This is a genomic window from Bacillus sp. FSL R10-2780 (assembly GCF_038006125.1).
In the GTDB taxonomy this organism is placed as follows: domain Bacteria; phylum Bacillota; class Bacilli; order Bacillales; family Bacillaceae_G; genus Bacillus_A; species Bacillus_A cereus_U.
Genome location: NZ_JBBOUQ010000001.1, coordinates 1273903 through 1297462, shown reverse-complemented (window position 1 = coordinate 1297462; position 23560 = coordinate 1273903). Strand labels below are relative to the sequence as shown.

Genomic DNA, 23560 nt, shown 5'->3' with positions numbered 1-23560 from the left:
CGAACGATTTAGGAGGGATGTGACATGAAAATAAATTTTTATTTATCTACTTTATTTCATTATTTTTTTATTCGATCATATTGCATACGAAATAACTCGATTGCAAATGGAATATCCTCTTCACTCTTTATATAATAACTTATCCATCCTGATTCAGGTAATACGTGATGTGGTTTCACTAATCCTTGGTTCACTAATTCATCTCGCTTTAACTTCGGAAATGGTAAATCAACTAACTTATCACCATGGAGATGGCCAAGTTCCTTCCTACCATAATTTATTTCAATACCACCAAATCGATGCGGTTTTTCAGAAACACCCGCCCAGCTGAGCACTTCATTTCTAATCATTTCACTAAATGACATGAACATTCACTCCTTATAAATGATTGATGTAATTTTAAATTAACACTTTCATTACTTTTTTCCATCAATCCAAAGTATGAATGGGAATACGAATATAGTTTAATCTCAACACCTTTATTTTTTTACACATTTAAAACAATTTCGAAGGGGATTTATTCTATTATATAGAATTATTATTAAAAATAATTTTAAGGGATGGATTTATATGAGCAAGGTCTTATTACAAAAGGCAAATTATCTACAAACTGATGAATTAAAACTTTTGAAAAAAGCTATACAATTTGCAGAGCAAGCGCATGATGGACAATACCGTCAAACTGGAGAACCGTACATTATTCATCCTTTCGCAATTACAGAAATACTACTAAATTATAAAGCTGACATTACAACATTGATTGCTGCGTTATTACACGATGTTGTAGAAGATACAAAACACTCCCTAGAAGAAATTGAGTCGCATTTTGGTGCGACTATTCGATATATTGTAAATGGATTAACAAAAGGAAAAAAACAACAAGATCAAAAGAAAGTATTATACGAAGCAATTAATTTTAAAAAGTTACTATTATCCTCTCAACAAGATATACGTGTTGGCATTATTAAAGTTATAGATCGACTTCATAATATAAAAACATTGAGTGTTAAAAAACCCGCAAAACAAGTAGCTTATGCGAATGAAACATTAACACTTTTTGCGCCACTTGCAAAACGATTAGGGTTATATACAATCCAACATGAATTAGAAAATCTTGCTTTTCAATATCTACATAAAGAAAGATATACCGAAGTACATAAATTTTTAACCGGATATGTGCCACATCTTCAAAAAAATATAACTCATTTAAGAAAAGGAATACATTCTTTTTATGACACTAACCTTTCATTTGAAATAAGCTATGAGTTCCCTCCAATTTATACTGCTTACTCACAATTACAAAAAGTAGAAAACGTATCAGGGATTTCACAAATTTGTATTACAACTACAAGTGTACTAGATTGCTATAAAATTCTTGGAATAATACATCAATTATACAAACCAACTATAAACTATTTCGAAGATAATATAGCACTTGAAAATAGCCATTTTAATAATAATTTAAAAACTAAAATCAATATGAATGATACTGAACAAACAATTATCATTCAAACACAATTAGCAAAAACATTAAAAAACAATGGTATTTTTTCTTTATTGAATAATAGAATTGTAGATGTTCAAGCAATATCTTATAAAATAATGGATGATACAATTGTGAATAATAATTTATTAAACACAGATCCAATCGCCTTCCACAATCTAGTATCGTATGAACTATTTGAAAATACCATTACAGCTTATACTACAGATTTACAACCTATTTATTTACCAGAGGGTGCTACAATTATTGATTTTTCTTTCTCTGCATTTCCAAAAATTGCACATAACATGAAAAAAGCAATAGTAAATGGAATACCCGTTCCACTTAAAACAAAGGTATCTCATTTTGACGTCATCGAAATCCATTTTGGTTTAAAACAAAACTTGGAATTAGATTGGCTAAATTACGCCAATACCGCTAAAGCACAATTAATTATCCAGCAAAAACTATCTTAAATAAAAGACCACTACCACTCTAAAAGGTAGTGGTCTTTTATCATAATGTAACCATTATTTCTAAATAGACGAAACAGATTTCTATACTTTTTAATCTTTATCCAACATCTATATTAACTGTTATATATCCGTATTAATATTAATGTAAGTACGAGGTACAACCTATATTCTTTATGGAATAGGTAAATTTATTAAGCTACCGACAACGGCACATAACAAACACTAGACACATATCCTAATTTTGTAACCTAACTTACCTATAGAAAGGCGGGTAATACAAATGACTTCTAATATCGACTATACTTCCCCCTCAACTAATTTCACTCATGATTTAAGTAAAAGTAATTTTTTTAAGAAAGATGTCCAAAATTATATAAACGTACTTGGTATTAAACAGTTAAACACTTTAGAAAACACTTCATTACTAGATATTTATTTAAGTACAGGTAATGTTGTAGAACCACATATCCATCAAAATGCAGCTGAACTTGTTTACTGTATTTCAGGATCTGCTGTTGTTTCTTTACTTAACCCATTTACGAATCAAATATTAAACTTACCGATAAAACCAGGGCAAGTTGCTAATATTCCACAAGCATGGTGGCATTATGAAATTGCTTCAGCAGATAATACTCATTTATTAGCTATTTTCGATGCCCCAACCCCAGAAGTTATTTTTGGTTCTGATATTTTAAGATTGACTCCAGCCAATATGATGGCTCATACTTACTGTCTCGATGAACAACAATGGAAACAAGCCATTTCTCCAATTCAATCTACTACAGTAATTGGTCCACCAGCAAATTGTAATCAAAACCGCGGGACGATAAACCAAGCAACTCAATCCCCATCTCAACCACAAAATTTATATTACCAAGATTCATACTATTTCCCACCATATTGGGGCTACTGATTTAAGTCATTTCTATTAGAAAGCTATAATTCATCTCCTTGGAAAACCCTTGGAGATTTTTTTATATCAACATCTTAAAATCCCATTCTTTATAGTAACGATTAATAGAGTTAGTACATATAATATTTATATATTTAATTGGAGGTGATGATACTATAAGTAATTATAGCAACTATCAAAAAAACAATTCTAATAACAAAAATAGTAGTTCTTCAACTTCTTCTCAATCTTCCAATTCTCAATCGCAAAAAGATTTAGCTCAACAAGGTTATGTAAAGAAAAAAGGGTGTAATTGTAATAAAAATAAATAAGATCTTTCAGCACAAAATTCTATATTTAGCTATATAAAAAGGAATACTCTTTAAAAAAGAGTATTCCTTTTTTCAATGCTCTTTTCGTACAAATTGTATAGATGATAGATCTACATTCTAAAAATATAGCCTCTCTTTAATACATCTAACTTCAGTAGGTGCTCAAGTACAATTATTTAACAGAAAAGACGCAATCATTAAGATTACGCCTTTCCTTTTTTACAAACTAGTAACATCCTCTTGTACCTAAAGAATATTCACCCCTGCACTTGCATAACCAGTTATAACATCCGTCCCCGTACCTGGAGTTTGAACAGAGAAAACCATTAATAAACGTGTCTCTGGAGTTACTGTAAACCCTATTCCAGTTGTAAGACCACGGGCAAACGCGCCTAAGGTAAGCCCCGTTAGAGTAGGTGCTAGTGTTACAACAGCACCTGGTACCGCTGTGAAGCTATTATTAGGTGTTGGAGATTGGAATAACCGCGCCGTAATTGTTGCAGATCCTCCTAATGCCACCCCTATCGGCGATACACTAAAAAATGCCGCAATAGAATCAATTGTTCCCGCACGTGGTACAGAAAAAGCCATATTAAGAAGTGTTGAACCAATAGCACTACCTGTCAAATCAATCGTTGTACCACCCACAATTATAACAGGCGCGGAATTTCCAAATCCGACAGCCCCAGCAGTACCAGCTATACCAGCAACCGACGTTAACGCAACAGGTAACCCCGATGCTATTGGAATAAGAGCTCCGCCACCTGTTGCTCCTGTTGCTCCCGGTGTTCCTGTTGCTCCCGGTGTTCCTGTTGCCCCCGGTGCTCCTGTTGCCCCCGGTGTTGCCCCCGGTGCTCCTGTTGCCCCCGGTCCCGGTCCTGTTGCTCCCGGTGCTCCTGTTGCCCCCGGTGCTCCTGTTGCCCCCGGTGCTCCTGTTGCCCCCGGTGCTCCTGTTGGACCTGGCGGACCTCCTGACGGTCCTGTTGCCCCCGGTGCTCCTGTTGCCCCCGGTGCTCCTGTTGCCCCCGGTGCTCCTGTTGCTCCTGGCGGAATTGGAGTAAGACTAATTAGTAGCGTTAATAGATCAAATAAAAGTCGTAAAGTTGATGGAGCAAAACAAGTCTTTATAGAGAAGAAGTAATCTGCAAGAGCGCTATAAAATTGTTGTAATAGTACAATCAATTGCGCCGTGTTTGGAGTAATAGGTGTTAATACAGCTAAAATACTTTGAATTAATTCTTTCAAATAATCTACTTCTGCAGTAGGTATTAATGAATTTAGTAAAACTAATAATTGATTAAACAAACCGACTAATGCCGTTTTATTTGTAGCATTTGGGGTCGTCAAAAATGTTGGTATAGCTGTGCTTAAAGCAACTAGTAAACTCTGTAATTCAATTAATCGTGAATTGCTAGGACAAACTGTCTTCGGATCACAACAACCACCTGTAATAATAATTGAATCACAGTGATTATTATCAGAACAATCATTATGTTTCATGTTTTTCCTCCTTATTTATTTATTTTCCGAGTACCTTTCTATTCTAAGAGTTATTGAATATATAGTTATATTTTATTAGCTTTGAGTAATAATTTCCTCTTAGAAAAGAAAGCGCTACTAATAATTAAACAATAAAGAACGCTGTTTTAATTATCTTCACGACTCTCATATTAATTATATGTCCCTAAAAATTTAATGATTAGATTATATACCTAAACTCAGTAACACATTTTAAAATCCCACATTTCTATTTTTAATACATAATCTTATTCTCAAAAATAATCAATTCAAATGAGGCATAATAAATACAAAAAATCATATTGGTTATATAGGTATGTAGCCGCGTCTCTTATAAAAAAAAATCATAAAATAAAACATGGGACAAGCTTCATCTTAACTAGCCCCATAAATTCAAAATAGAGGTGAAATATCACATGCCCATCATTCAACCTTTTATGGCATCCAGAAGATTCACGTCCACTTTAGGTGCTGGTACTGGTACTGGCGCGGCTTTCGCAATTGCCGCTACAGCATGCTTAAACGACTCTGGTACTACTGCAACAGCATTTCCCACTTACACATACTACAATTTTTATGTCAATGGAGTTATTCAACCTAGTGTAAACTCAACTGTCACTACAGGACCTACTGGTGCAATTACCATTCCAGGTGGAGATGCATTAGATCCTGGAATTCCAATTACAGTTGAATTTATCATCACTTAATATCTATTTTTTCAGTCAGACAGATTACTCAAATATGAGAATCTGTCTTTTTTAATGAATAGTAATAAATTGTAAAATGATTGATGAACCTTGTAAAGGCGGTTCAGAATCTATTAAAATCAACTGACCGGAAGTAACCTTGTAAAAAGGTTGTGGCTGAAGAATTCCATTTATAAACAAATTAATATATGAAACGTCATCTGGAGAGAGAATTTGTGTTGTACCATATTCAGGTAATCCATCAGCATTTGTATAAATAAGCTTTTCTCCATCTGAAAAAGTAAAATATAGTATATTTGATGTTTGTATATTACCAATAGGACCCGTTGCACCGGTTGTTCCTGTTACACCTGTCGTTCCGGTTGCTCCGGTTACACCCGTTGTTCCGGTTACTCCGGTTGTTCCGATTGCTCCCGTTACACCTGTTGTTCCGGTTACTCCGGTTGTTCCGATTGCTCCCGTTACACCTGTTGTTCCGGTTACACCTGTTGCCCCGGTTGTTCCGGTTACTCCGGTTGTTCCGATTGCTCCCGTTACACCTGTTGCTCCGGTTTCTCCGGTTACACCTCTTTCTCCCGTTTCTCCGGTTGTTCCGGTTACACCTGTCGCCCCGGTTTCTCCCGTTTCTCCCCTTGTTCCAGTTGTTCCTGTTACTCCGGTTGCTCCGGTTACACCTCTTTCTCCCGTTTCTCCCGTTTCTCCCCTTGTTCCAGTTGTTCCTGTTACTCCGGTCGTTCCGATTGCTCCGGTTACACCTGTTGTTCCGGTTACACCTGTTGCTCCTGTTGCTCCGGTTACACCTGTTGTTCCGGTTACACCTGTTGCTCCGGTTACACCTGTTGGAATTCGAATAACTGGAAGTGGTGGAAATGTAGGTCCAATATTTTCAAAAATTGATGTTTCATTATAGTTCTTCAATTTACCACCCCCTTTCACTTAATAATTATTAAATGTATATTTCTTTTAAATGTTAAAAAACGCATTTACATTTACAACTCCTGTTAATGAACGTTATTATATTTCTTATCAAATTAATATAACAACTCCATAACTTACAGGATCAACATTAATCTAAATTTACAGGAAATCCCCCCTTGCTATTCCATCTCAATACGTAAGGTAATCATTCTCCAATCCTATATGCAATACTGCTTTGATACTCAACTGGGTATCTTTTTATAATATATTAAGAAACAGGATAATAAATTGTCATACTCACTCTTGCTAATGTTTCTCCTAAATTGTAATAAGCATGTGGTCTGTCCGCCTTAAATCTAATGGAATCACCACTTTTCAAATTATATTTACCCCCATTCACCTCAATTGTTAACTCTCCATCAAACACGGTTATAAATTCTTCCGTCCCTTCTTTATGAGCTTCCGCACTCAAGCTTCCTTTTTCTTCAATTTCAATCATATAAATTTCAAACTGTCTATTTTCTTGGAACGAAAATGAAGGAAATACTCTATACCTCCCATTGTCCTCAGACAATATTTGGATATCATTCCGTAAAACTATAGTCGTATCTGGTTGTGGATCATTTATTAAAGAAGTAAAGGAAACCTTTAGCCCATTAGCAATTTTCCAAATCGTTGTAATCGTAGGACTAGATTCTCCTCTTTCAATTTGTCCAATCATTGTTTTACTCACACCTGTTAATTGTGAAACCTTTTCCAAACTCAGTTTTTCTTTCTCACGAATAGCTTTTAAATTTTTTGCAAGAATAATTTGAATTTCCTCCATAAAAACACTCCTATACCATATACAATATAACGACCATTATGTATAATAAAAAGCACACGTTATATTGTTCTTTTCGGTCATTATAACATACAAATCAGAGGGGGATTTTAAAATGCCTATATTTTCTTTTTTATTATTTGTCTTTATTAGTAGCTTCACACCAGGCCCTAACAACTTTTTAGCCATGACATACGCCAAGCAAAACGGATTAAAAAGAAGCATTACATTTTGCTTAGGCGTGGCTTTCGGTTTTTTTATTATCACTTCATTATGTAGTTTCTTTAATATTGTACTTATAAATATGCTGCCATTAATTGAATTCCCTTTAAAAATTTTAGGTGTAGCTTATATGCTGTATTTAGCTTTTAAAATACTCACTAGTAAAAGCAATTCAGATACAAATGAAAAAAGTAATAAAAACTTATTTTTAGTAGGAATTATGCTTCAATTTGTTAATCCAAAGGGAATTTTATTTGGACTGACTGTAGTATCAACTTTTATTCTCCCTTACTACCATTCATATTCTAGTTACCTTCTCTTTTCATTATTTTTAGGCATAGTCGGTTTAATGAGTACGTTTAGTTGGTGTCTATTCGGATCGATGTTTCAAAAACTTTTATTAAAACACAACCGAATATTTAACATTATTATGGCAGTTTTATTAGTGTTCAGCGCTATTTCAATTGTTATTAACTAGTTCTATACTCATTCTAATTCTTATATTTTGTTTAACTGAACCAAACGCTACAGTACGTATATCTTAAGCTTTTTCTCTTATTCTCCTAAATAGAACTTTTTTCTACCTTGTACAAACAGTTCTTATCCTCATTAAATACAATATATAGACAAATAAAAGATAGGAGATTAAAGAATGGCTGATTATTTTTATAAACATGGTAAAAAGTACTATAAAAACTATTCATATTCTCACAATAAAAAAGAGAACTGTTTCACTAAAACGCATACGATTGCTGGTTCAAATATACCGTTAGATATTATTGTACCAGCTAACACTTCAAGAATAGTTTTTGAAGATGCTACTAATAATCACAATAAAACATTACTGCAGTTTCATGTTCCTGGTACTTCTGCACCAATTGTTGTAACTATTCGTACAAGAAATTCTCGTAGACCGATTACAGCTACAATAGCTTCAGGTGAAACAAGAATTCTTCAAGTAGAAAATTTTGAAAGCCTCACTCTCACAAATAATAATAATACAAGTAGCGACATTGGTGTTTATATCCAAAAAACGTTTTGCATCTGTTGCAATGAACAAAATGATTATTATAAAGAGCATTCATATTCTATTAACGAAGATAGTAACTGTTTTGTCGAAACTCATACGATTGCTGGTTCGGGAACTACCTTAGCTGGAAATGTACCTCTCGATATTATCGTACCCCCTAATACCTCAAGAACAGTATTTGAAGATCTTACTATTAATCACAACAAAACATTACTTCAAGTATCTGTTCCTAACGATTCCGGTCCCATTGAAGTAACAGTTCAAACAAGAAGTTCTAACATACCAATTAATGCAACTTTAATTCCTAATGAAACAAGGATTTTTCAAGTAGAAGATTTCCAAAGCCTTATTCTCACAAATAATTCCAATACATTTGATTTTATTGATATATTTATCAATAAAACATTTTGTATTTGCTGTGATGACCAGAACAACCCTTGCGATGAATGTAACCATGAAGACAATGATTATGATTGTTAGTTTTAATGAAAAAGAAACCTTTATAAAAAGGTTTCTTTTTCATTAAAACAATTAACATCCGATAATTTATGTATTTACTTATCTATCATTTCTCATTTCTTAATAAAATAGCATTTTATTTTACACATTTAAACTAGACAAGCATATGTTATTATATGGAGATCCCCTCCACTCATAAGATTCTTGCCTTTCTAAGAGTACGTTTATAGGCGTGCTCTTTTGATTTTTTATTCAATAACGATTTTTACATCCACACGCTTCTTACTAAGCTTCATTGCTAAATAAGGCTGGATATATTTTTTCTATTTTTGAATGTATAATCCGAAACTTATTACTAGAAACCGTACAAATACTAATAGCTCTTCAAAAATAGACGCACATGCTTCTATGGCGAGAGACAATTCGGATAGCAATGTTTGCAAATACAAAAAAGCGGTTTCTCTTTCCACGTGAAACCGCATCACATCAATATTTCCGTTAAATTTTAAACTGACTCGTACATACAAACCTCTTGAGGCTGATGTAGTAATTGAATATTGTCCTTCTCAGCAACTCTCACCTGAAGAGGTTTCACTTCCCTTTATAACTACTGAGAATGAAATGCCTTTTCTTGAAGGTCTTGGTTTAACTGTTATACCTCCATTAAGTTGTACTCGGTTAGAATTTAATATTAGCTCTGTTGTAAATGGCATCCTTTATATTAAATCTACAGGAGATTATTTAGTCGGAGAACGTCCATTACGTGGGAAACCTGAAATAGAGGTGGTTGGTGGATCTGGCATTTCCAACCCTACCAACCCGGGCCTTGTCGTCGCAGATCCCTCCATGATATTCCATTACGGTGACTTCATAGTCTAAAAAATAACAATACTAACATGCTCCCTAAATATTATTTACAGTTTCTTCTACACAACCTAATATATTATTTCACAGAATTCTATAATTGCTACTCCTCTCACATCACTTTTCTGATTTTTGTAATACCTGTAAATATAATATAAAAATTGAGATTATCATCAAGTAATATTCTTAGCCTCATCAATCCGTATTTCCCTGTCGATAATCCTATATTTACTCTTACATACCTTTCTTTAACGAGTTACCCACATCTTACATTTTGTGTAAATTCGCCAAATGCTATAGCCCTTGATATTCATAGTTTCATAATACTTTCCTTTTTGAGTTACACAGTACGATAAAAATGGGTAACTATAAAGCGATAATCTTGTTCATCCTCTATCTGAAACTTGGATTTCCTTAATAAAAACAAAAAAAGACACCTTAACGAGTGTCCTTTATTATAAGTACCAATCTTTATACAAGCGAAGACATAGTAAACATTATTCCTCCAAATATGGCTGTCCCTAGAAAACCTAGTAGTACAATTCCTGTTAAACACACAAGATTAGCAAGTCAAATTGAAGACTGAGATAACGGGACAAATCCCCAAAATTATTCTTGGTTTCTTGCTGTTCTTCTTGTTCGTTATTATATGGATTATCGATTATCGAAACAGCTCGAATATGCACATCTGGATACAGTTGACGAATTTGATTTTTCGCATCATCAAAATCGGAAGCTACAACTTTTTATTAAATACAGCTTCAGCCTTATGACCTTGCAGTATATATTGACAATACTTTAGCTAGTCATAGAAAATCTTATGGAACAATCGCAGTATATAAAAATCCAAATACTTCTCAACGGATAGGATTATGGACAGTATATGATGCATCAAGACATTTAATATATTCCAAATTTGGTTGGGTAAGTAATAGACCAATTAATCCATAATAAGAAAAAGAGGCTACGAAATAATTACAGCCTCTTTTCTTTAATCGCATTTTTCTATTTGGTCGCCTTCTTCACCTGCATTTTCTGCCGAACTATCCGTTCCGCCTCCCACTGCATTTTGCTGTTTAGTACTAGAACTTTCGATGGCAGCGTTGGTTCCTGCTGCACTGTCATCTCCACCACCACTTGCCACTTGAGTAGCACTAGCCTGTTCCTTACTGGTTTCATTAATTTGATTATTGATGATAAGTACAAATTCTTCCTCTTCATCCGAAATTTCTTTTTTCATTTTATGCGGCTCAATCTGGTCCCCACTAATTCCTTTATTTATCGCTTCGCCTCCAGCACCCACCGTTTGTTGCTGTCTGGTATTCGATGAATCGATTGCTGCATTACTTCCTGCTGCACTGTTTTGTCCGGCTCCACTGGCAATTTGTGTTGTATTCGGTGCAAATGTAATCTGATTATTAATGACAATGACGATTTTTCATTTATTAGCAAGATTTCCTAAATTAATTTCTTCTCCATCTTTTTTTACAAATCGAAACGTGATTTTTTCATTGTTTTCTATGTTCTCCCCCATTTGTAGTATTAAATGACTGGAGAATGATAATGGATTGGACAAGGGGATTTTTTTATAAATAGGTGCCCCCGCCCACAATGAAGGGTGTATTACCAGGTTCCGGTATTTTCCTCGTTTTAGGTACGTCGGCTCGGCGACAGTCCAGCATCCGCCGAATTTCGGAATGCATGGAGAAAAGCCTTATAGGAGATATAGAAAGAGAGATTAGTAGAAATATTGGTATATAAAGGTTTCTAGGTCTCACTATATTTTTCTATTTTCCTTTTCTTATTTATATTTATCAGCCAAATATCTAGCATAGTGAACTAAATTTCTAGCTACATCTAATTCAAGATTAAATATATTAGGTACACCTGGTCTCCAATTCACCTCAAATAACCACAATTTTTGATCCTTATCAATCCCAACATCAATTCCTAACTCATCAAATAATACATCCTTATATAAAGAATTAAAATGGTTAGAAAAAGTTACTGCAAATCGTTCTAAATACCTTTGAATATTATACCAATCGTTATCAAACTCCGCTTTTAAAAAAACATCTAAATAAGTACTATAACCACCCTTAGCCATATTTGATACAATACTTCCTAATGGACCTATTCTCGGGAATATAGAAGTAATAACCCACTTTCCTTCTCCATTTCTTTGAACATGCAATCGAAAATCATAAACATGACCAGATTTCATTTGACATGAAATAAACTGTTGAACTATGTAACCTTTCTCTTGAATCTTATCAGATATAAAGCTCCGTAATTGATTTTTATTAATAGATGAAATTTGTTCTGACTCATTCATACTGTAATTTATCCCATTTTTTTCAATGAAAATAATACCATTACCTCGATGTCCAGAAATTGGTTTAATAATAAGTTTTTCATAATGATTAATCATGTCAAAAAACTTATTAACATCTTTTAATTCATAAAAAGGAATAAGATATTGCTTAAATTTTTTTGCTCTATTTATTCTGTTATAAACACTTAATTTATCTCCAATTGAATGACTTGTAAACGGAACTTTTTCATATAGATAATCATAGATTTGCTGATTTTTATCACTAACATGAACACTTGCATTGTAAATAACATCAGGAAAAGAAAATTCTTTTTCAATCCACTTACCATTTTCATAAGTTTTACCTAAAATCTTCTTAGTTTCTATATTTACTTTCCCTAAAGTAAAATAAAAAAAGTTCACACCTTCAGCTTTAGCTACAGCAGCATAAGTATATGCTTTTTTTACTATATTCGGATCTTCCCGATGATGAAGCATACCAATTATAGTCATATTGGTTCCCCTTCCCCTCTTTCAAAAAATCTTTTTCAAAATAAATATCAAATTTATTATATATATATTCATGTTCCTCCTCATTTTAACCAATTTTCAAAAAATAAGAACAAGCTTTACCTCATTTTAATATTCTACCTATATAAATAATAATTTTGAGGTTTTATAAAATGATTAAGGTTAAGGTGACCAAGGATGGATACTATTGTTTTTATTGAAACAAATAAATCTGGATCAAGTAGAGAAGCAATCAAAGCAGCCGAAAAACTTAATTTCTTTACTGTTTTGTTAACTAACAAAACAAAATTTATTGAAGAACGAAATATATTCCCTGATGTACATCAAATGATTCTTACTGATATAAACGACTATGATAATATAATTACAATAATCGAAAAAATAATAAAATCAGGAAAAAACATAAAAGGAATCTTTAGTTTTATTGATCCTTTTGTTTATGTAGCTGCACGTTTATCAGAAAAATTTTGTTCAAATATTGTATCTACTAAAGCAATCTATCGTATGGAGAACAAAATATTAACTCGTAATGTACTTAAAGATTTACCAATCTCACTCAAATATTTAACTTATAAACCAACAGAATTATTATCATCTTTCCTTAAAAAAACTAAAAATACGAATTTTCCTCTTATTGTAAAATCTCCTAAATCCACAGGTTCAAAAGATGTATTATTAGTAAAAGATAAAGATCAATTAATTTTATCTATGAAAAGTCTTTTAAAAAAACTACCCAATGAAGAAATTCTACTTGAAGAATATATAGATGGACCTCAGTACTTAGTCGAAGTTTTAGTTCAAAATGGAAAAGTTCATATTATAGCAATAATTGAACAAGAAATTACACTTTTTGAACGCTTTATTGTTACTGGTTATTCTTTATTAGGACAGGTAGACAAAGGACTATATAATAGTCTTTTCAATGCAGTTAATTCTGTTATTCAGGCTTTTAATATGAAAAATGGAGCTTGTCATCTAGAACTCCGGAGAATAAATGATGTTTGGAAATTAATTGAGATAAACCCCAGAATATCAGGTGGAGCAATGAATGACATAATTGAAATTGGACATGGAATCAACTTAGTGCAAGAGACTATTCAGTTAATGTTAGGAAATAAACCTTCACTAAATAAAAAACATTATAAATATGTGTACGCTCATTACCTAACAGTTAAATTTAAAGGAAAACTAATTCGAGTTACAGGAAAAAACCGCAGTTCTAAATATCCTGGTGTAGAGAAAGTCTATATAAGACCTAAAAAAGGAACGGTCTTAAAACCACCTACATCAATGGGACATCGATGTGGATACGTTTTAGCAGCATCCTATTTTAAAACAGAAGCTAAAAAAATTGCTTTAGAAGCAGCTAAAGAAATTTCATTTGAAATCCAAAAAGAATAAAAACAATATATATACACCAACAGATAAAAATATACTAAAAATCATATTTCTTATAATTTTAATTTATTTACTAAATAGACGACTCCAAAATGATTTAATTTATATATGGTAAAATATATCCATCGCTAATATGTCCAAACATGTAATTTTCATAGAAGCAAAATTACAACTAGACTTATACAACATGATTCAAAAATCAATGAAGGAATGTTTTAAGTGAAAGGACATATTCGAAAAAGAGGAACAAAGTGGTGTATTATTGTCGATATCGGAGCTGATCCAGAGACCGGAAAAAGAGGACAAAAGTGGCTTTCATGATACATTTAAAGCCTATTTGAAAAAATCAGAATTAAACAACATTAGATTTCATGATTTACGCCATACACATGCAACACTTCTTTTAAAACAAGGAGTACATCCAAAGATTGTAAGCGAACGATTGGGTCATAAGGACGTTTTCATAACTTTAAATCGCTATTCGCATGTTTTACCAGGATTGCAAGAGAATGCTGTTAAAACATTTAGTGAGAGACTATTCGGATAGCAATATTTGCAAATACAAAAAATACGGTTTCTCTTCCCACGAGAAACCGTATCACATCAATATTTCCGTTAAATTTTAAACTGACTCGTATACAGATCAAAGTAAAACCCTCCATCTTCCATGAGCGTTTCATGATTTCCTCTCTCTAAAACACTTCCATCTTTTATTACAAGTATTTGATCTGCTTTTTCAATCGTTTTCAGCCGATGAGCAATTACAAAGCTCGTTCGCCCTCTCATTAAATTGTTTAATCCGGCTTGAATTTGTAATTCTGTTCTCGTATCAATATTAGATGTAGCTTCATCGAGAATTAATATATCTGCATCTGCTAGGATTGCTCGTGCAATCGCAAGAAGTTGTTTTTGTCCCTGACTTAAATTCGAACCTTCTGAAGCGATTTCTGTTTCATATTGATTCGGTAAATGCTTAATAAAAGAATGTGCTGATGCAGCTTTAGCAGCGGCCATTACTTCTTCATCACTTGCATCCAAACGCCCATACCGAATATTATCCATAATCGTCCCAGCAAATAAATACGTATCCTGTAAAACAACCCCTATTTTACTCCGCAAAGAATTAATATCATAATCCTTTATATCTTTTTCATCAATGTTAATTTGCCCTTTTTGAATGTCATAAAAGCGAGTTAACAAATTAATAATTGTTGTTTTTCCTGATCCAGTTGGACCGACTAAAGCGATGGTCTCCCCAGGATTTGCCTCCAGACTCACATCTTTTAAAATCATGTTGTCCTGTGCGTATCCAAATGAAACTTTCTCAAGCCTAACATGTCCTTGTAAATTTTGTACAAGTACTGCATCTTTTTTATTTTGAATTTCTGGTACTTCATCCATAATTTCAAAAACACGTTCTCCTCCAGCAACTGCCGCTTGAATCGTATTCATTAAAGTTGCAAATTGACTAAGTGGTCTCGAAAATTGTCGAGAATAATTAATAAAAGCTGCAATGACACCTACCGTTGTCATTCCGTTTAATACCATTACCGATCCAGTTCCAATTACAAGCCCCATTCCTAAGTTATTAATAAAGTTCATACTTGGAAAAATAAATGCTGAAAACGTTTCAGCCTTCGTTGCTGAAATTCTTAGCTGTTCGTTAATTTCATTAAAGTTATGTATGGTTTCTTTTTCTTTTCCATATAACGTAGTTACGTCTGCACCTGTAATAGCTTCCTCGATAAATCCATTTAATTCCCCTAAATCTTTTTGACGCTTCGCAAAGTTTTTACCACTATAAGCAACTAGTTTTTTTGTAACGAAAAACATAATAGGTACTGTAATTAAAGTTACAATCGCTAAAATCCAATCTAATGAAAACATCGCAATTGTTACACCTATAAATGTTAAAGCTGAGGAAATAATTTGTACAACACTTTGTGTCAAAGCTTGATTTAAGTTATCAATATCATTTGTCACACGGCTCATTAAATCACCTTGAGAACGTACATCAAAGAATCGCAGAGAAAGTGTTTGGATTTTCTCAAAAATATCTTGTCTTATTTTTTGTATAGTCTTTAATGCAACATTAATCATTACAAATGTTTGTAACCATGTTAACAATACGGTTATCCCATATATTGCAATGAGCAGCATGCACATTCTGGCTGTCCCGCTTAAATCCTTCGGTACAATGTATTCATCAATGATGACCCCCATATAATATGGCCCAAGTAAACCTAGTAATGTCGTGATAAATACAAGAATAATAACGAACATAAGAGATGCTTTTTGATACCCCATGTAGTTCCATACTCGCATTATAGTTCCTTTAGTATTCTTTGTTTTTTCCGTTTTCGGATTGTTACGTCCACCTTTATTTCCAAATTGTCCTTGAAAATTACGCACGTTCTTCCCCTCCTTCTTGCTGCAGGCTACCACCTTGGGAAAGATAAATTTCCTGATACACTTCACAAGTTGCCAATAAAGCCTCATGCGTACCATTTCCAACTAATTCACCGTTATTCAAAACGAGGATTTTATCAGCATCTATAATAGAAGATATTTTTGATGCAATTAAAAATGTCGTTGTGCCACTATATCTTGACCTTAACGCTTCTTGTATTACAGCTTCTGACTTCGCATCAACTGCCGATGTAGAATCGTCTAATACAAGAATAGATGGCTTTCTCACTAAGGCTCTTGCAATAGATATACGTTGTTTTTGACCGCCAGATAGATTGGTTGCACCTTGTGTTAAGTTATATCGATAAGAGTTGTCCAGCTTATTGATAAACTCAGTCGCACAAGCAGATGAAGATGCTAATTCCAATTCATCATAAGTGGCATCTTCTTTGCCATAACGTAAATTCTCTTCTATACTTCCTGAAAAGAGAAGTGCCTTTTGTGGAACGAAGCCAATGGAAGCACGAAGTTTTTGCAAATCGTATGCTTTCACATTAACATCATCTATACATATTTCACCTTGATCAACATCGTAAAGTCGTGGCAATAGTTTCGCCAATGTAGATTTACCACTTCCAGTGGATCCAATAATCCCTATTTTTTCACCTTTACGTACGGTAAATGAAATATTTTTTAAAACATATTCATTATTTTTCGTATAACTATAGCTAACATTTTTAAATTCTACATTACCATTCACTTGTTTTGGTTCATATACTTCACCTTCAGTTGTAATATCAACTTCAGTATGTAAGACTTGTTGTACACGATCAGCTGATGGAAAAGCACGGGCAATTTGAATAAATACCATACTAATAGACATAAGTGACATTAAAATGATATTTAAATAGTTAATAAAAGCTAAAATGGCCCCTACTTGGAGTGTACCGTTAAAAACTTTCTCGCCACCAATCCATAAAGTTGCTACAATCCCGCCATTTACAACTAGCATAATAATTGGCATCATCAATGAAATAATTTGTATAGCACGAATATTTATTTCAGTTAAACTTGTATTAACTTTCTCAAACTGTGAGATTTCATATTTTTGTCTTACATATGCTTTTATAACACGTACACCGGATAAATTTTCTTGTAGCTTTGTATTTACTTTATCTAATGCTTCTTGTACTCGTTTAAATGAACCGCTCGCTTGACCTGCAATCAATACAATTGCAACTAATAAAACGGGTACCACAACAAGTAAAATTGGAAATAGTTCTCTCGCTGTTACAAAGACTATAATGATACTTCCAATAAATAATAACGGTCCACGGACAAGTACACGTAACGTCATCGTCATTGCCGCTTGAATAGATGTAATATCATTTGTCACGATTGTTAATAATTTACCTGTTCCAAATGAATCACGATTTTTGCTAGAAAATGTTTCTATTTTCGCAAACACATCTTTTCGTATGTCTGTAGCGAAATTAACAGCAGCTTTTGTAGAATACATCATACAACCAAGTCCTCCAACTAAACCCATTGCTGCTGCCCCTATCATAAGAAGCCCCATTTTTATTACATAATTCAAATCCCGGTTTGCAATTCCAACATCAATAATATGTTGCATTATTGTCGGTTGAATTAAGTCCATCGCAACCTCAAGTACCATAAATAGCGGTCCAATAATAGCGAAGAACATGTATGGTTTTAAATACTGTAACAACTTGCGAAATGATTTCATACATAATCTCCTTTTTTCATGAAATTACCATTGAATAATTCATATTCCTCCTTATTTAAGCGATATAGTCTGTAATTTCTTCATTAGTCCTATTATATTATGTAAATTAATATTTAACATTATTAAATGATAAGCATTTATGACTTTCCGGTCAATAAATGTGCTTTATCTTACGTAAATACAAAAACCACATTCTTAATAGAAAGAATGCGGTTTTTTATTTATATTTGTTCAATTGTAAAATTCAATCGCGAATCATTATTTTTAGATGGGTTTCACGTGTGAAAACTTATTTTAATAGGATTATTACCTTTATCCTCCATCAAAAGCATCTATATAAACATTTAAAACTCCGTTAAAACTGGGAATTTATGTCCTTTAAAATCTAATTCTTTATTACTTCGAACCATCAAATACTTACTAGATTGTAATTCTGTATATTGTACATCATCAATCCCTAATTGATCTGGGCAAAAATAAAATTCAATCTCTGTAAATGATTCAGCGATTTCCTCACATAATTCATCTAAAATCGGAAGTACTGGAGCAAATACTCCATATAACTTTAGCTTTTCATTTTCTACTTCATAAACAATCATCGCATCTAGTTTCTTAGAATAATACAGTTTCTCATTCCATTTTAAGTCATACATTTTCAAATAAAACGAAGATCGATAATTTATTGTCGAAAACATATTAGAAAGCCTTTGACTATTTTCAATGATTTCATTTATTAAATTTCTATCCTCTTCATTATAAAAATCTAACTTTCTAAGTATAGAATCTTTATTAATCTTATTATCATACGGTATAGTCATCAGATATTCCTGCACAATTTGAAATCCAAATGATTTATATAGTTCAGGGGTTTCAGTAAACAAGAAAGCACATTCAAATTGCTTATCAATTTCTTCTATCATCTTATTAAGCAATCGTGTCATTAGTCCTTGTCTGCGAAAATTCGGATGTGTCATTACTGATTGAATACCCGCTGCATTTATTTTTTCACCATTAATTAGTAACGGAAGTGAAAATGCCGCAACATTTGCAATCACTTTATCATCTTGTATAAATGATAAAGCTTTATATGTATAATCCCAATATCCTTTCTCTGAAAAATCATGTAACGTTTGACTTGTAATCCCAAACACTTCTTCAAATAAAGGAAATAACTGCTCTCTGTTCGGTTCTTCTAATAGAAGATTTGCAAAATTATCAACATTCCCCATATTGTCCCTCCATACGTCGATTCCATTAAATTAGATATACTTATATGACCTACTCCTAGAATAATAGGCCTTTCAAATCAATATATTATCATAAAACATAAAAAAATAGTCTAATTTATTTTTTGTTTTGACTATTTAAAATAAGTCAAATAAACTCATATAAAGATTTTTGAATATTAATAAGTTTATTATATACAAATGGTGCTTTCTAATTAACTTATTACTAATAGAAATGCACCATTTATAAAAATATTATTCACTTATTATTTTGTTCCTTCAAGTCGCTCCTTCGTACTTATTTCTTCACCCCTAATACGCTTTTCAAACGTCTTTCTCCAACTAGTAGACAGTGGATTTACTTCTAAAATCCTTTTTAATCCTTCAGAGTTTTGTTTTTCTTTATGCATTATGCGATTCGCAAACGAAATTGACACACCTTTTGGATCAGGCCTCAACAATTTCAAAGTATCTACCGGTAATATCCACCCTTCTTTTAATACTCGAAAATAAAAACCTGTGTATCCTGTATCTTGAAAATATAATGGTAGCTTTGGAATATTATATTTCTTCGCTAATTTAAAACAAGGTTGTCTTGGCTGCGTTACTTGTACAATCGCTTCTCCGAGTTGAAACGTGTCACCAATACAAACATCTTCTTCACGCATTCCGCTTACTGTTATATTTTCACCGAAAGCCCCATATACAAGTTCCTGATTCAATTCTTTTTCCCAGTACGGATAGTGGTCACCAGTATAAACACAAACCGCTTTATCTACCCCTCCATGATGAACTAAATCCGCCTGTCCATCTCCATTAAACTTTAAAAATGATAAAAAAACAGGTTCCTTTACTTGCTTTTTATTTATCCCTGTTTGAATTAACTTCCCACCATACATAACCTCTTTTGGCAATCCTATATTTAAAGATAGGATTTCATATACTTTAGTCATTCAAATCCCTCCTCTTACTTGCGGCACAACTTTTCAAAAGACTCATTTATTATTTCAAACCCTCTATCTATTTCTTCGTTTGAGATAACTAGAGGTGGTAAAAAGCGTAGTACATTATCAAATATCCCGGCTCCAATACTTATAAGCCCATTCTTCCAGAATTCATCAATTAATTTTAATGTTAGTTCTTTTGCTGGTTCTTTTGTTATACGATCCGTTACAAGTTCCATTGCAATCATTGCACCAATTCCGCGAACATCACCTATGACCTCGTATTTCAATTGCATTTCATGTAAATGTGATATTGTTCTATTTCCAACTTGCTGAGCTCTTTCAACTAGATTTTCTTCTTCCATAATTTCAAATACAGCAAGACCGGCTGCACATGATAATGGACTTCCCGCAAAGGTCCCACCGATTTTCCCTCTCCCAGGAATATCCATCAACTCCGCACGGCCAACAATTGCACTTAATGGTAAGCCTCCAGCTATTGATTTTGATAATGTAATAATGTCAGGCTCTATTTGAAAATGTTCCGTTGCAAACCATTTCCCAGTTCGACCAAATCCAGTTTGCACCTCATCCATTATCATTAAAATACCATATTGATCACAAATCTCCCGGATTCGTTTTACAAATAAAATAGAAGGAACAATAAATCCAGCTTCTCCTTGTACTGGTTCCATTACGATTGCCGCTACTTTTTCAGGTGATACTTCTTCTAAAAACTTTTCAAACTGATAGATGACTTAAGAATCCACTTCTTCAGGAGAAGCCCCTTCTTCAGCTCTGTAGTAGTACGGATACGGCAATATATGCATGTCTGAAACGAACGGACCAAATCCTGCTTTATATGGATTTTCTTTGGTCGATAAAGACATCGTCATTAATGTTCTCCCATGAAATCCTCGTTCAAACGAGATTACTTTACTTCTCCCTGTGACTTTACGTGCGATCTTCACAGCATTTTCAATCGCTTCCGCACCACTATTTGCAAACATCGTTTTTTTCTCACTTGTTCCTGGCACTTTTTCATTAATTTTCTCTGCTAAAGTAATGTAATTTTCATATGGAGTTACATGAAAACATGGGTGAATAAATGATTCCGCTTGTTTTTGTACCGCTCTTACAACTTTCGGATGACAATGACCAACATTTTGCATTCCAATTCCACCAGCAAAATCAATAAACTGATTTCCATCTACATCTGTAATTATCGCTCCTCTTGCTTCTTTTACATATAAAGGCGTTAAATGATATATTCCTGTCGGTACAGCCGCCTCATACCTTTTTTGAAGTACTTGTGAATAATTTCCTGGTAATACGTTCGATTTCAACAATTCTGCTTCACCTCATCTAATTTTTATAATCAATCCATTTCTGATAAAGTGATTATAAATCTCATAAAACCATTGTTCAATTCAATTATTTATATAATAATGATAGGTATATCCTATGATTAAATTTGAGGTGATTCCAATCGAATTACGACAACTAGAATACTTTTTAGCTGTTTCGAAAGAGTTACATTTTACAAAAGCAGCTGAGAAATTAAACATTTCACAACCTTCACTAAGTCAACAAATACGTGCATTAGAACATGAAGTAGGCATGCCACTTTTCGATCGAATTGGTAAAAAAATATCTTTAACTGAAGCAGGAAGAGTTTTATTATCGCACAGTAAAACAATCTTTCATGAAGTCGAACAGGCCCGTTCTGCCATTCAAGATTTAAACGGATTACAGCACGGTTCCTTAACAATCGGCTCATTGTTAACCGTCGTAAATTATTTACTACCACCAGCCATTTTAAATTTCAATAATTTATATCCTAATATTGAGCTTTCTGTATTAGGTCTTCGTACAGGAGAAATTCGTGAAAAATTATTACAAAACGAATTAGATATTGGCATTACATTTCTCCCAGTGCAAGATAAAGAGATTGTTTCTATCCCACTATATAAAAGTGAACTTACATTAGTTGTACCAACCAGCCATTCTTTAACTGAACGTAAGTATGTACCTATTGAAGAATTACAGGACTATCCTTTAATTCTTCTGCCTAAAAATTTCTATTTAACAGAACTAATTACATCTCATTGCCAAAACTTTAACTTTAAACCAAAGCCAATTTTAGAAATTAGTACACTGGAATCTTTAATTCAAATGGTCTCAAAAGGTATGGGAATTACAGTATTACCAAAACCTTATATAGACTTTTTGCAAAGCGAACACATTCAATCTATTAAAATTGAAAACCCCACTCCAACAATAGATATAGGACTTATTTATAGAAAAGATAAATACATGTGCGCTGCTACCCGAGAATTTATTGAACAACTAAAGTTAACAGTACATTCTCTACAAAAATAAGCATAAAAGAGATTATCCTATGAAGCCGATGCACAACGACCTATTAGAATAATTTCTTTTCATAATGAAATAAAACATTACATTTTGTGGTTTCTTTTCTAAAAACCTAGTATTCATTATAAGTGCTTAATTATTATCGTTTTATCAAGCGACATATCAGCGATATTTTATATCTATTTCGTATAGGTGTTAGCAAGTTCGTTTGAAAACTTATTAGCACTTTTTTATAAAAATTGTATAATGCTTCACAAAGTAGGAATCCGTTTTGATCAATCTTTTTTCAAAATGGATTCCTTTTGTCTCTTATCAATATTCAAATGTTACAGTAGTACCATTAAAACCATCAAAACAATTAGAGCAATTAGAGCAATTAGAGCAACCACCACAACCAAAACAACTAAAGCAACCGAAGCAACCAAAACAACGGAATCCACCACAACGACCACCACCGCCACAACCACCACAACGACCACCACCGCCACAACCACCACAGCGACCACAACCACCACAGCGACGAGCAGCATCTTCAATATAGTAATATGGATATTGATTTTGCTGGTCCCAATACACAATATTTCCAGGCTGATAATCATTAAGGCTTAACGCTTGTAGTTCTTGTTGAAAATTATTCATCTTCATGACCTCCGTTTATAAACTACAACCCCATCGATACTTTCCTATATTTCTGTTCGTTAAATCTAAGTAGAAATAGCGCTATAAAGTGAAACTTTAATCAGTAGGGGTTTTGTTCATCCCCCACTGATTATTAGTTGAACCAATCTGGCGTCTACGGGCAGCAGGGCTCCCACCTAACTTCTTTGCTCCAGTCGAATTTTGAGGTGGGAGTTTTACTGCCCGCAAATAGCGGGATAAACTAAGTTC

General features: G+C 33.2%; 17 protein-coding genes and 4 pseudogenes. 8 read left to right on the top strand and 13 right to left on the bottom strand.

Annotated elements, in window-relative coordinates; all coding sequences use genetic code 11:
- Positions 1-59 precede the first annotated feature (59 nt).
- Positions 60-365, bottom strand: coding sequence for a luciferase domain-containing protein (locus NSQ47_RS06785; RefSeq protein WP_341036435.1), 306 nt, complete (start codon positions 363-365; stop codon positions 60-62).
- A gap of 205 nt (positions 366-570) precedes the next feature.
- On the opposite strand from NSQ47_RS06785, the gene NSQ47_RS06780 reads away from it, so the two are divergent.
- The gene (locus NSQ47_RS06780) at positions 571-1959 is read left to right on the top strand and encodes an HD domain-containing protein (protein WP_341036433.1); all 1389 of its coding nucleotides are present in this window, start codon (positions 571-573) and stop codon (positions 1957-1959) included.
- A 280-nt stretch (positions 1960-2239) separates the two neighbouring features.
- A complete protein-coding gene (locus NSQ47_RS06775; protein WP_341036431.1) occupies positions 2240-2872 on the top strand; it encodes a cupin domain-containing protein in 633 nt (210 codons plus the stop codon).
- A 557-nt stretch (positions 2873-3429) separates the two neighbouring features.
- Here NSQ47_RS06775 and NSQ47_RS06770 read toward each other — a convergent pair.
- Complete coding sequence (locus NSQ47_RS06770) at positions 3430-4683, bottom strand: exosporium glycoprotein BclB-related protein (RefSeq protein ID WP_341036430.1); 1254 nt, start codon at positions 4681-4683, stop codon at positions 3430-3432.
- Between the two features lie 434 nt (positions 4684-5117).
- Between NSQ47_RS06770 and NSQ47_RS06765 the strand changes: the two genes are divergently transcribed.
- Positions 5118-5408, top strand: a complete 291-nt coding sequence (locus tag NSQ47_RS06765; protein ID WP_002200491.1) for a DUF4183 domain-containing protein — start codon at positions 5118-5120, stop codon at positions 5406-5408.
- A gap of 51 nt (positions 5409-5459) precedes the next feature.
- On the opposite strand, the gene NSQ47_RS06760 is transcribed toward NSQ47_RS06765, so the two are convergent.
- Both NSQ47_RS06760 and NSQ47_RS06755 read right to left on the bottom strand, forming a co-directional pair.
- Positions 5460-6326, bottom strand: a complete 867-nt coding sequence (locus NSQ47_RS06760) for a DUF4183 domain-containing protein (RefSeq protein WP_445662092.1) — start codon at positions 6324-6326, stop codon at positions 5460-5462.
- Positions 6327-6594: 268 nt separating this feature from the next.
- Positions 6595-7152 carry a helix-turn-helix domain-containing protein gene (locus NSQ47_RS06755; protein WP_341036428.1) on the bottom strand — a complete coding sequence of 186 codons (558 nt, stop codon included), beginning with the start codon at positions 7150-7152 and terminating at the stop codon, positions 6595-6597.
- Positions 7153-7264: 112 nt separating this feature from the next.
- Between NSQ47_RS06755 and NSQ47_RS06750 the strand changes: the two genes are divergently transcribed.
- Together NSQ47_RS06750 and NSQ47_RS06745 are read left to right on the top strand one after the other, a co-directional pair.
- A complete protein-coding gene (locus tag NSQ47_RS06750) occupies positions 7265-7849 on the top strand; it encodes a LysE family translocator (protein ID WP_341036427.1) in 585 nt (194 codons plus the stop codon).
- A gap of 174 nt (positions 7850-8023) precedes the next feature.
- The gene (locus NSQ47_RS06745) at positions 8024-8881 is read left to right on the top strand and encodes an exosporium protein D (RefSeq protein ID WP_341036426.1); all 858 of its coding nucleotides are present in this window, start codon (positions 8024-8026) and stop codon (positions 8879-8881) included.
- A gap of 1314 nt (positions 8882-10195) precedes the next feature.
- On the opposite strand, the pseudogene NSQ47_RS06740 reads toward NSQ47_RS06745, so the two are convergent.
- The 3 genes and pseudogenes from NSQ47_RS06740 to NSQ47_RS06730 all read right to left on the bottom strand — a co-directional run.
- Positions 10196-10324 (bottom strand): annotated as a pseudogene (locus tag NSQ47_RS06740) (homoserine dehydrogenase); the annotation flags it as partial.
- Between the two features lie 391 nt (positions 10325-10715).
- Positions 10716-11246, bottom strand: a pseudogene (locus tag NSQ47_RS06735) (hypothetical protein).
- 279 nt (positions 11247-11525) lie between these two features.
- Positions 11526-12551, bottom strand: a complete 1026-nt coding sequence (locus tag NSQ47_RS06730) for a YheC/YheD family endospore coat-associated protein (RefSeq protein WP_341036424.1) — start codon at positions 12549-12551, stop codon at positions 11526-11528.
- Between the two features lie 195 nt (positions 12552-12746).
- Here NSQ47_RS06730 and NSQ47_RS06725 point away from each other — a divergent pair, with 195 nt between their 5' ends.
- Positions 12747-13970 carry an ATP-grasp domain-containing protein gene (locus NSQ47_RS06725; RefSeq protein WP_341036422.1) on the top strand — a complete coding sequence of 408 codons (1224 nt, stop codon included), beginning with the start codon at positions 12747-12749 and terminating at the stop codon, positions 13968-13970.
- Positions 13971-14304: 334 nt separating this feature from the next.
- Positions 14305-14514 (top strand): annotated as a pseudogene (locus NSQ47_RS06720) (tyrosine-type recombinase/integrase); the annotation flags it as partial.
- Positions 14515-14582: 68 nt separating this feature from the next.
- On the opposite strand, the gene NSQ47_RS06715 reads toward NSQ47_RS06720, so the two are convergent.
- The 5 genes and pseudogenes from NSQ47_RS06715 to gabT form a co-directional block, all read right to left on the bottom strand.
- Positions 14583-16379: an ABC transporter ATP-binding protein gene (locus tag NSQ47_RS06715; protein WP_341036420.1), complete on the bottom strand. Its 1797-nt coding sequence runs from the start codon at positions 16377-16379 to the stop codon at positions 14583-14585.
- Complete coding sequence (locus tag NSQ47_RS06710; RefSeq protein WP_341036418.1) at positions 16372-18126, bottom strand: ABC transporter ATP-binding protein; 1755 nt, start codon at positions 18124-18126, stop codon at positions 16372-16374. The genes NSQ47_RS06715 and NSQ47_RS06710 overlap by 8 nt, the downstream gene beginning before the upstream one ends.
- Positions 18127-18470: 344 nt before the next feature.
- Complete coding sequence (locus NSQ47_RS06705) at positions 18471-19355, bottom strand: GNAT family N-acetyltransferase (protein ID WP_341036417.1); 885 nt, start codon at positions 19353-19355, stop codon at positions 18471-18473.
- Between the two features lie 263 nt (positions 19356-19618).
- The gene (locus NSQ47_RS06700; protein WP_341036416.1) at positions 19619-20305 is read right to left on the bottom strand and encodes an MOSC domain-containing protein; all 687 of its coding nucleotides are present in this window, start codon (positions 20303-20305) and stop codon (positions 19619-19621) included.
- A 14-nt stretch (positions 20306-20319) separates the two neighbouring features.
- Positions 20320-21645 (bottom strand): annotated as a pseudogene (gabT, locus tag NSQ47_RS06695) (4-aminobutyrate--2-oxoglutarate transaminase).
- 130 nt (positions 21646-21775) lie between these two features.
- Between gabT and NSQ47_RS06690 the strand changes: the two are divergent.
- Positions 21776-22678, top strand: a complete 903-nt coding sequence (locus tag NSQ47_RS06690; RefSeq protein ID WP_341038212.1) for a LysR family transcriptional regulator — start codon at positions 21776-21778, stop codon at positions 22676-22678.
- A 306-nt stretch (positions 22679-22984) separates the two neighbouring features.
- Here NSQ47_RS06690 and NSQ47_RS06685 read toward each other — a convergent pair whose 3' ends face one another.
- Complete coding sequence (locus NSQ47_RS06685) at positions 22985-23311, bottom strand: heterocycloanthracin/sonorensin family bacteriocin (RefSeq protein WP_341036414.1); 327 nt, start codon at positions 23309-23311, stop codon at positions 22985-22987.
- Positions 23312-23560 lie beyond the last annotated feature (249 nt).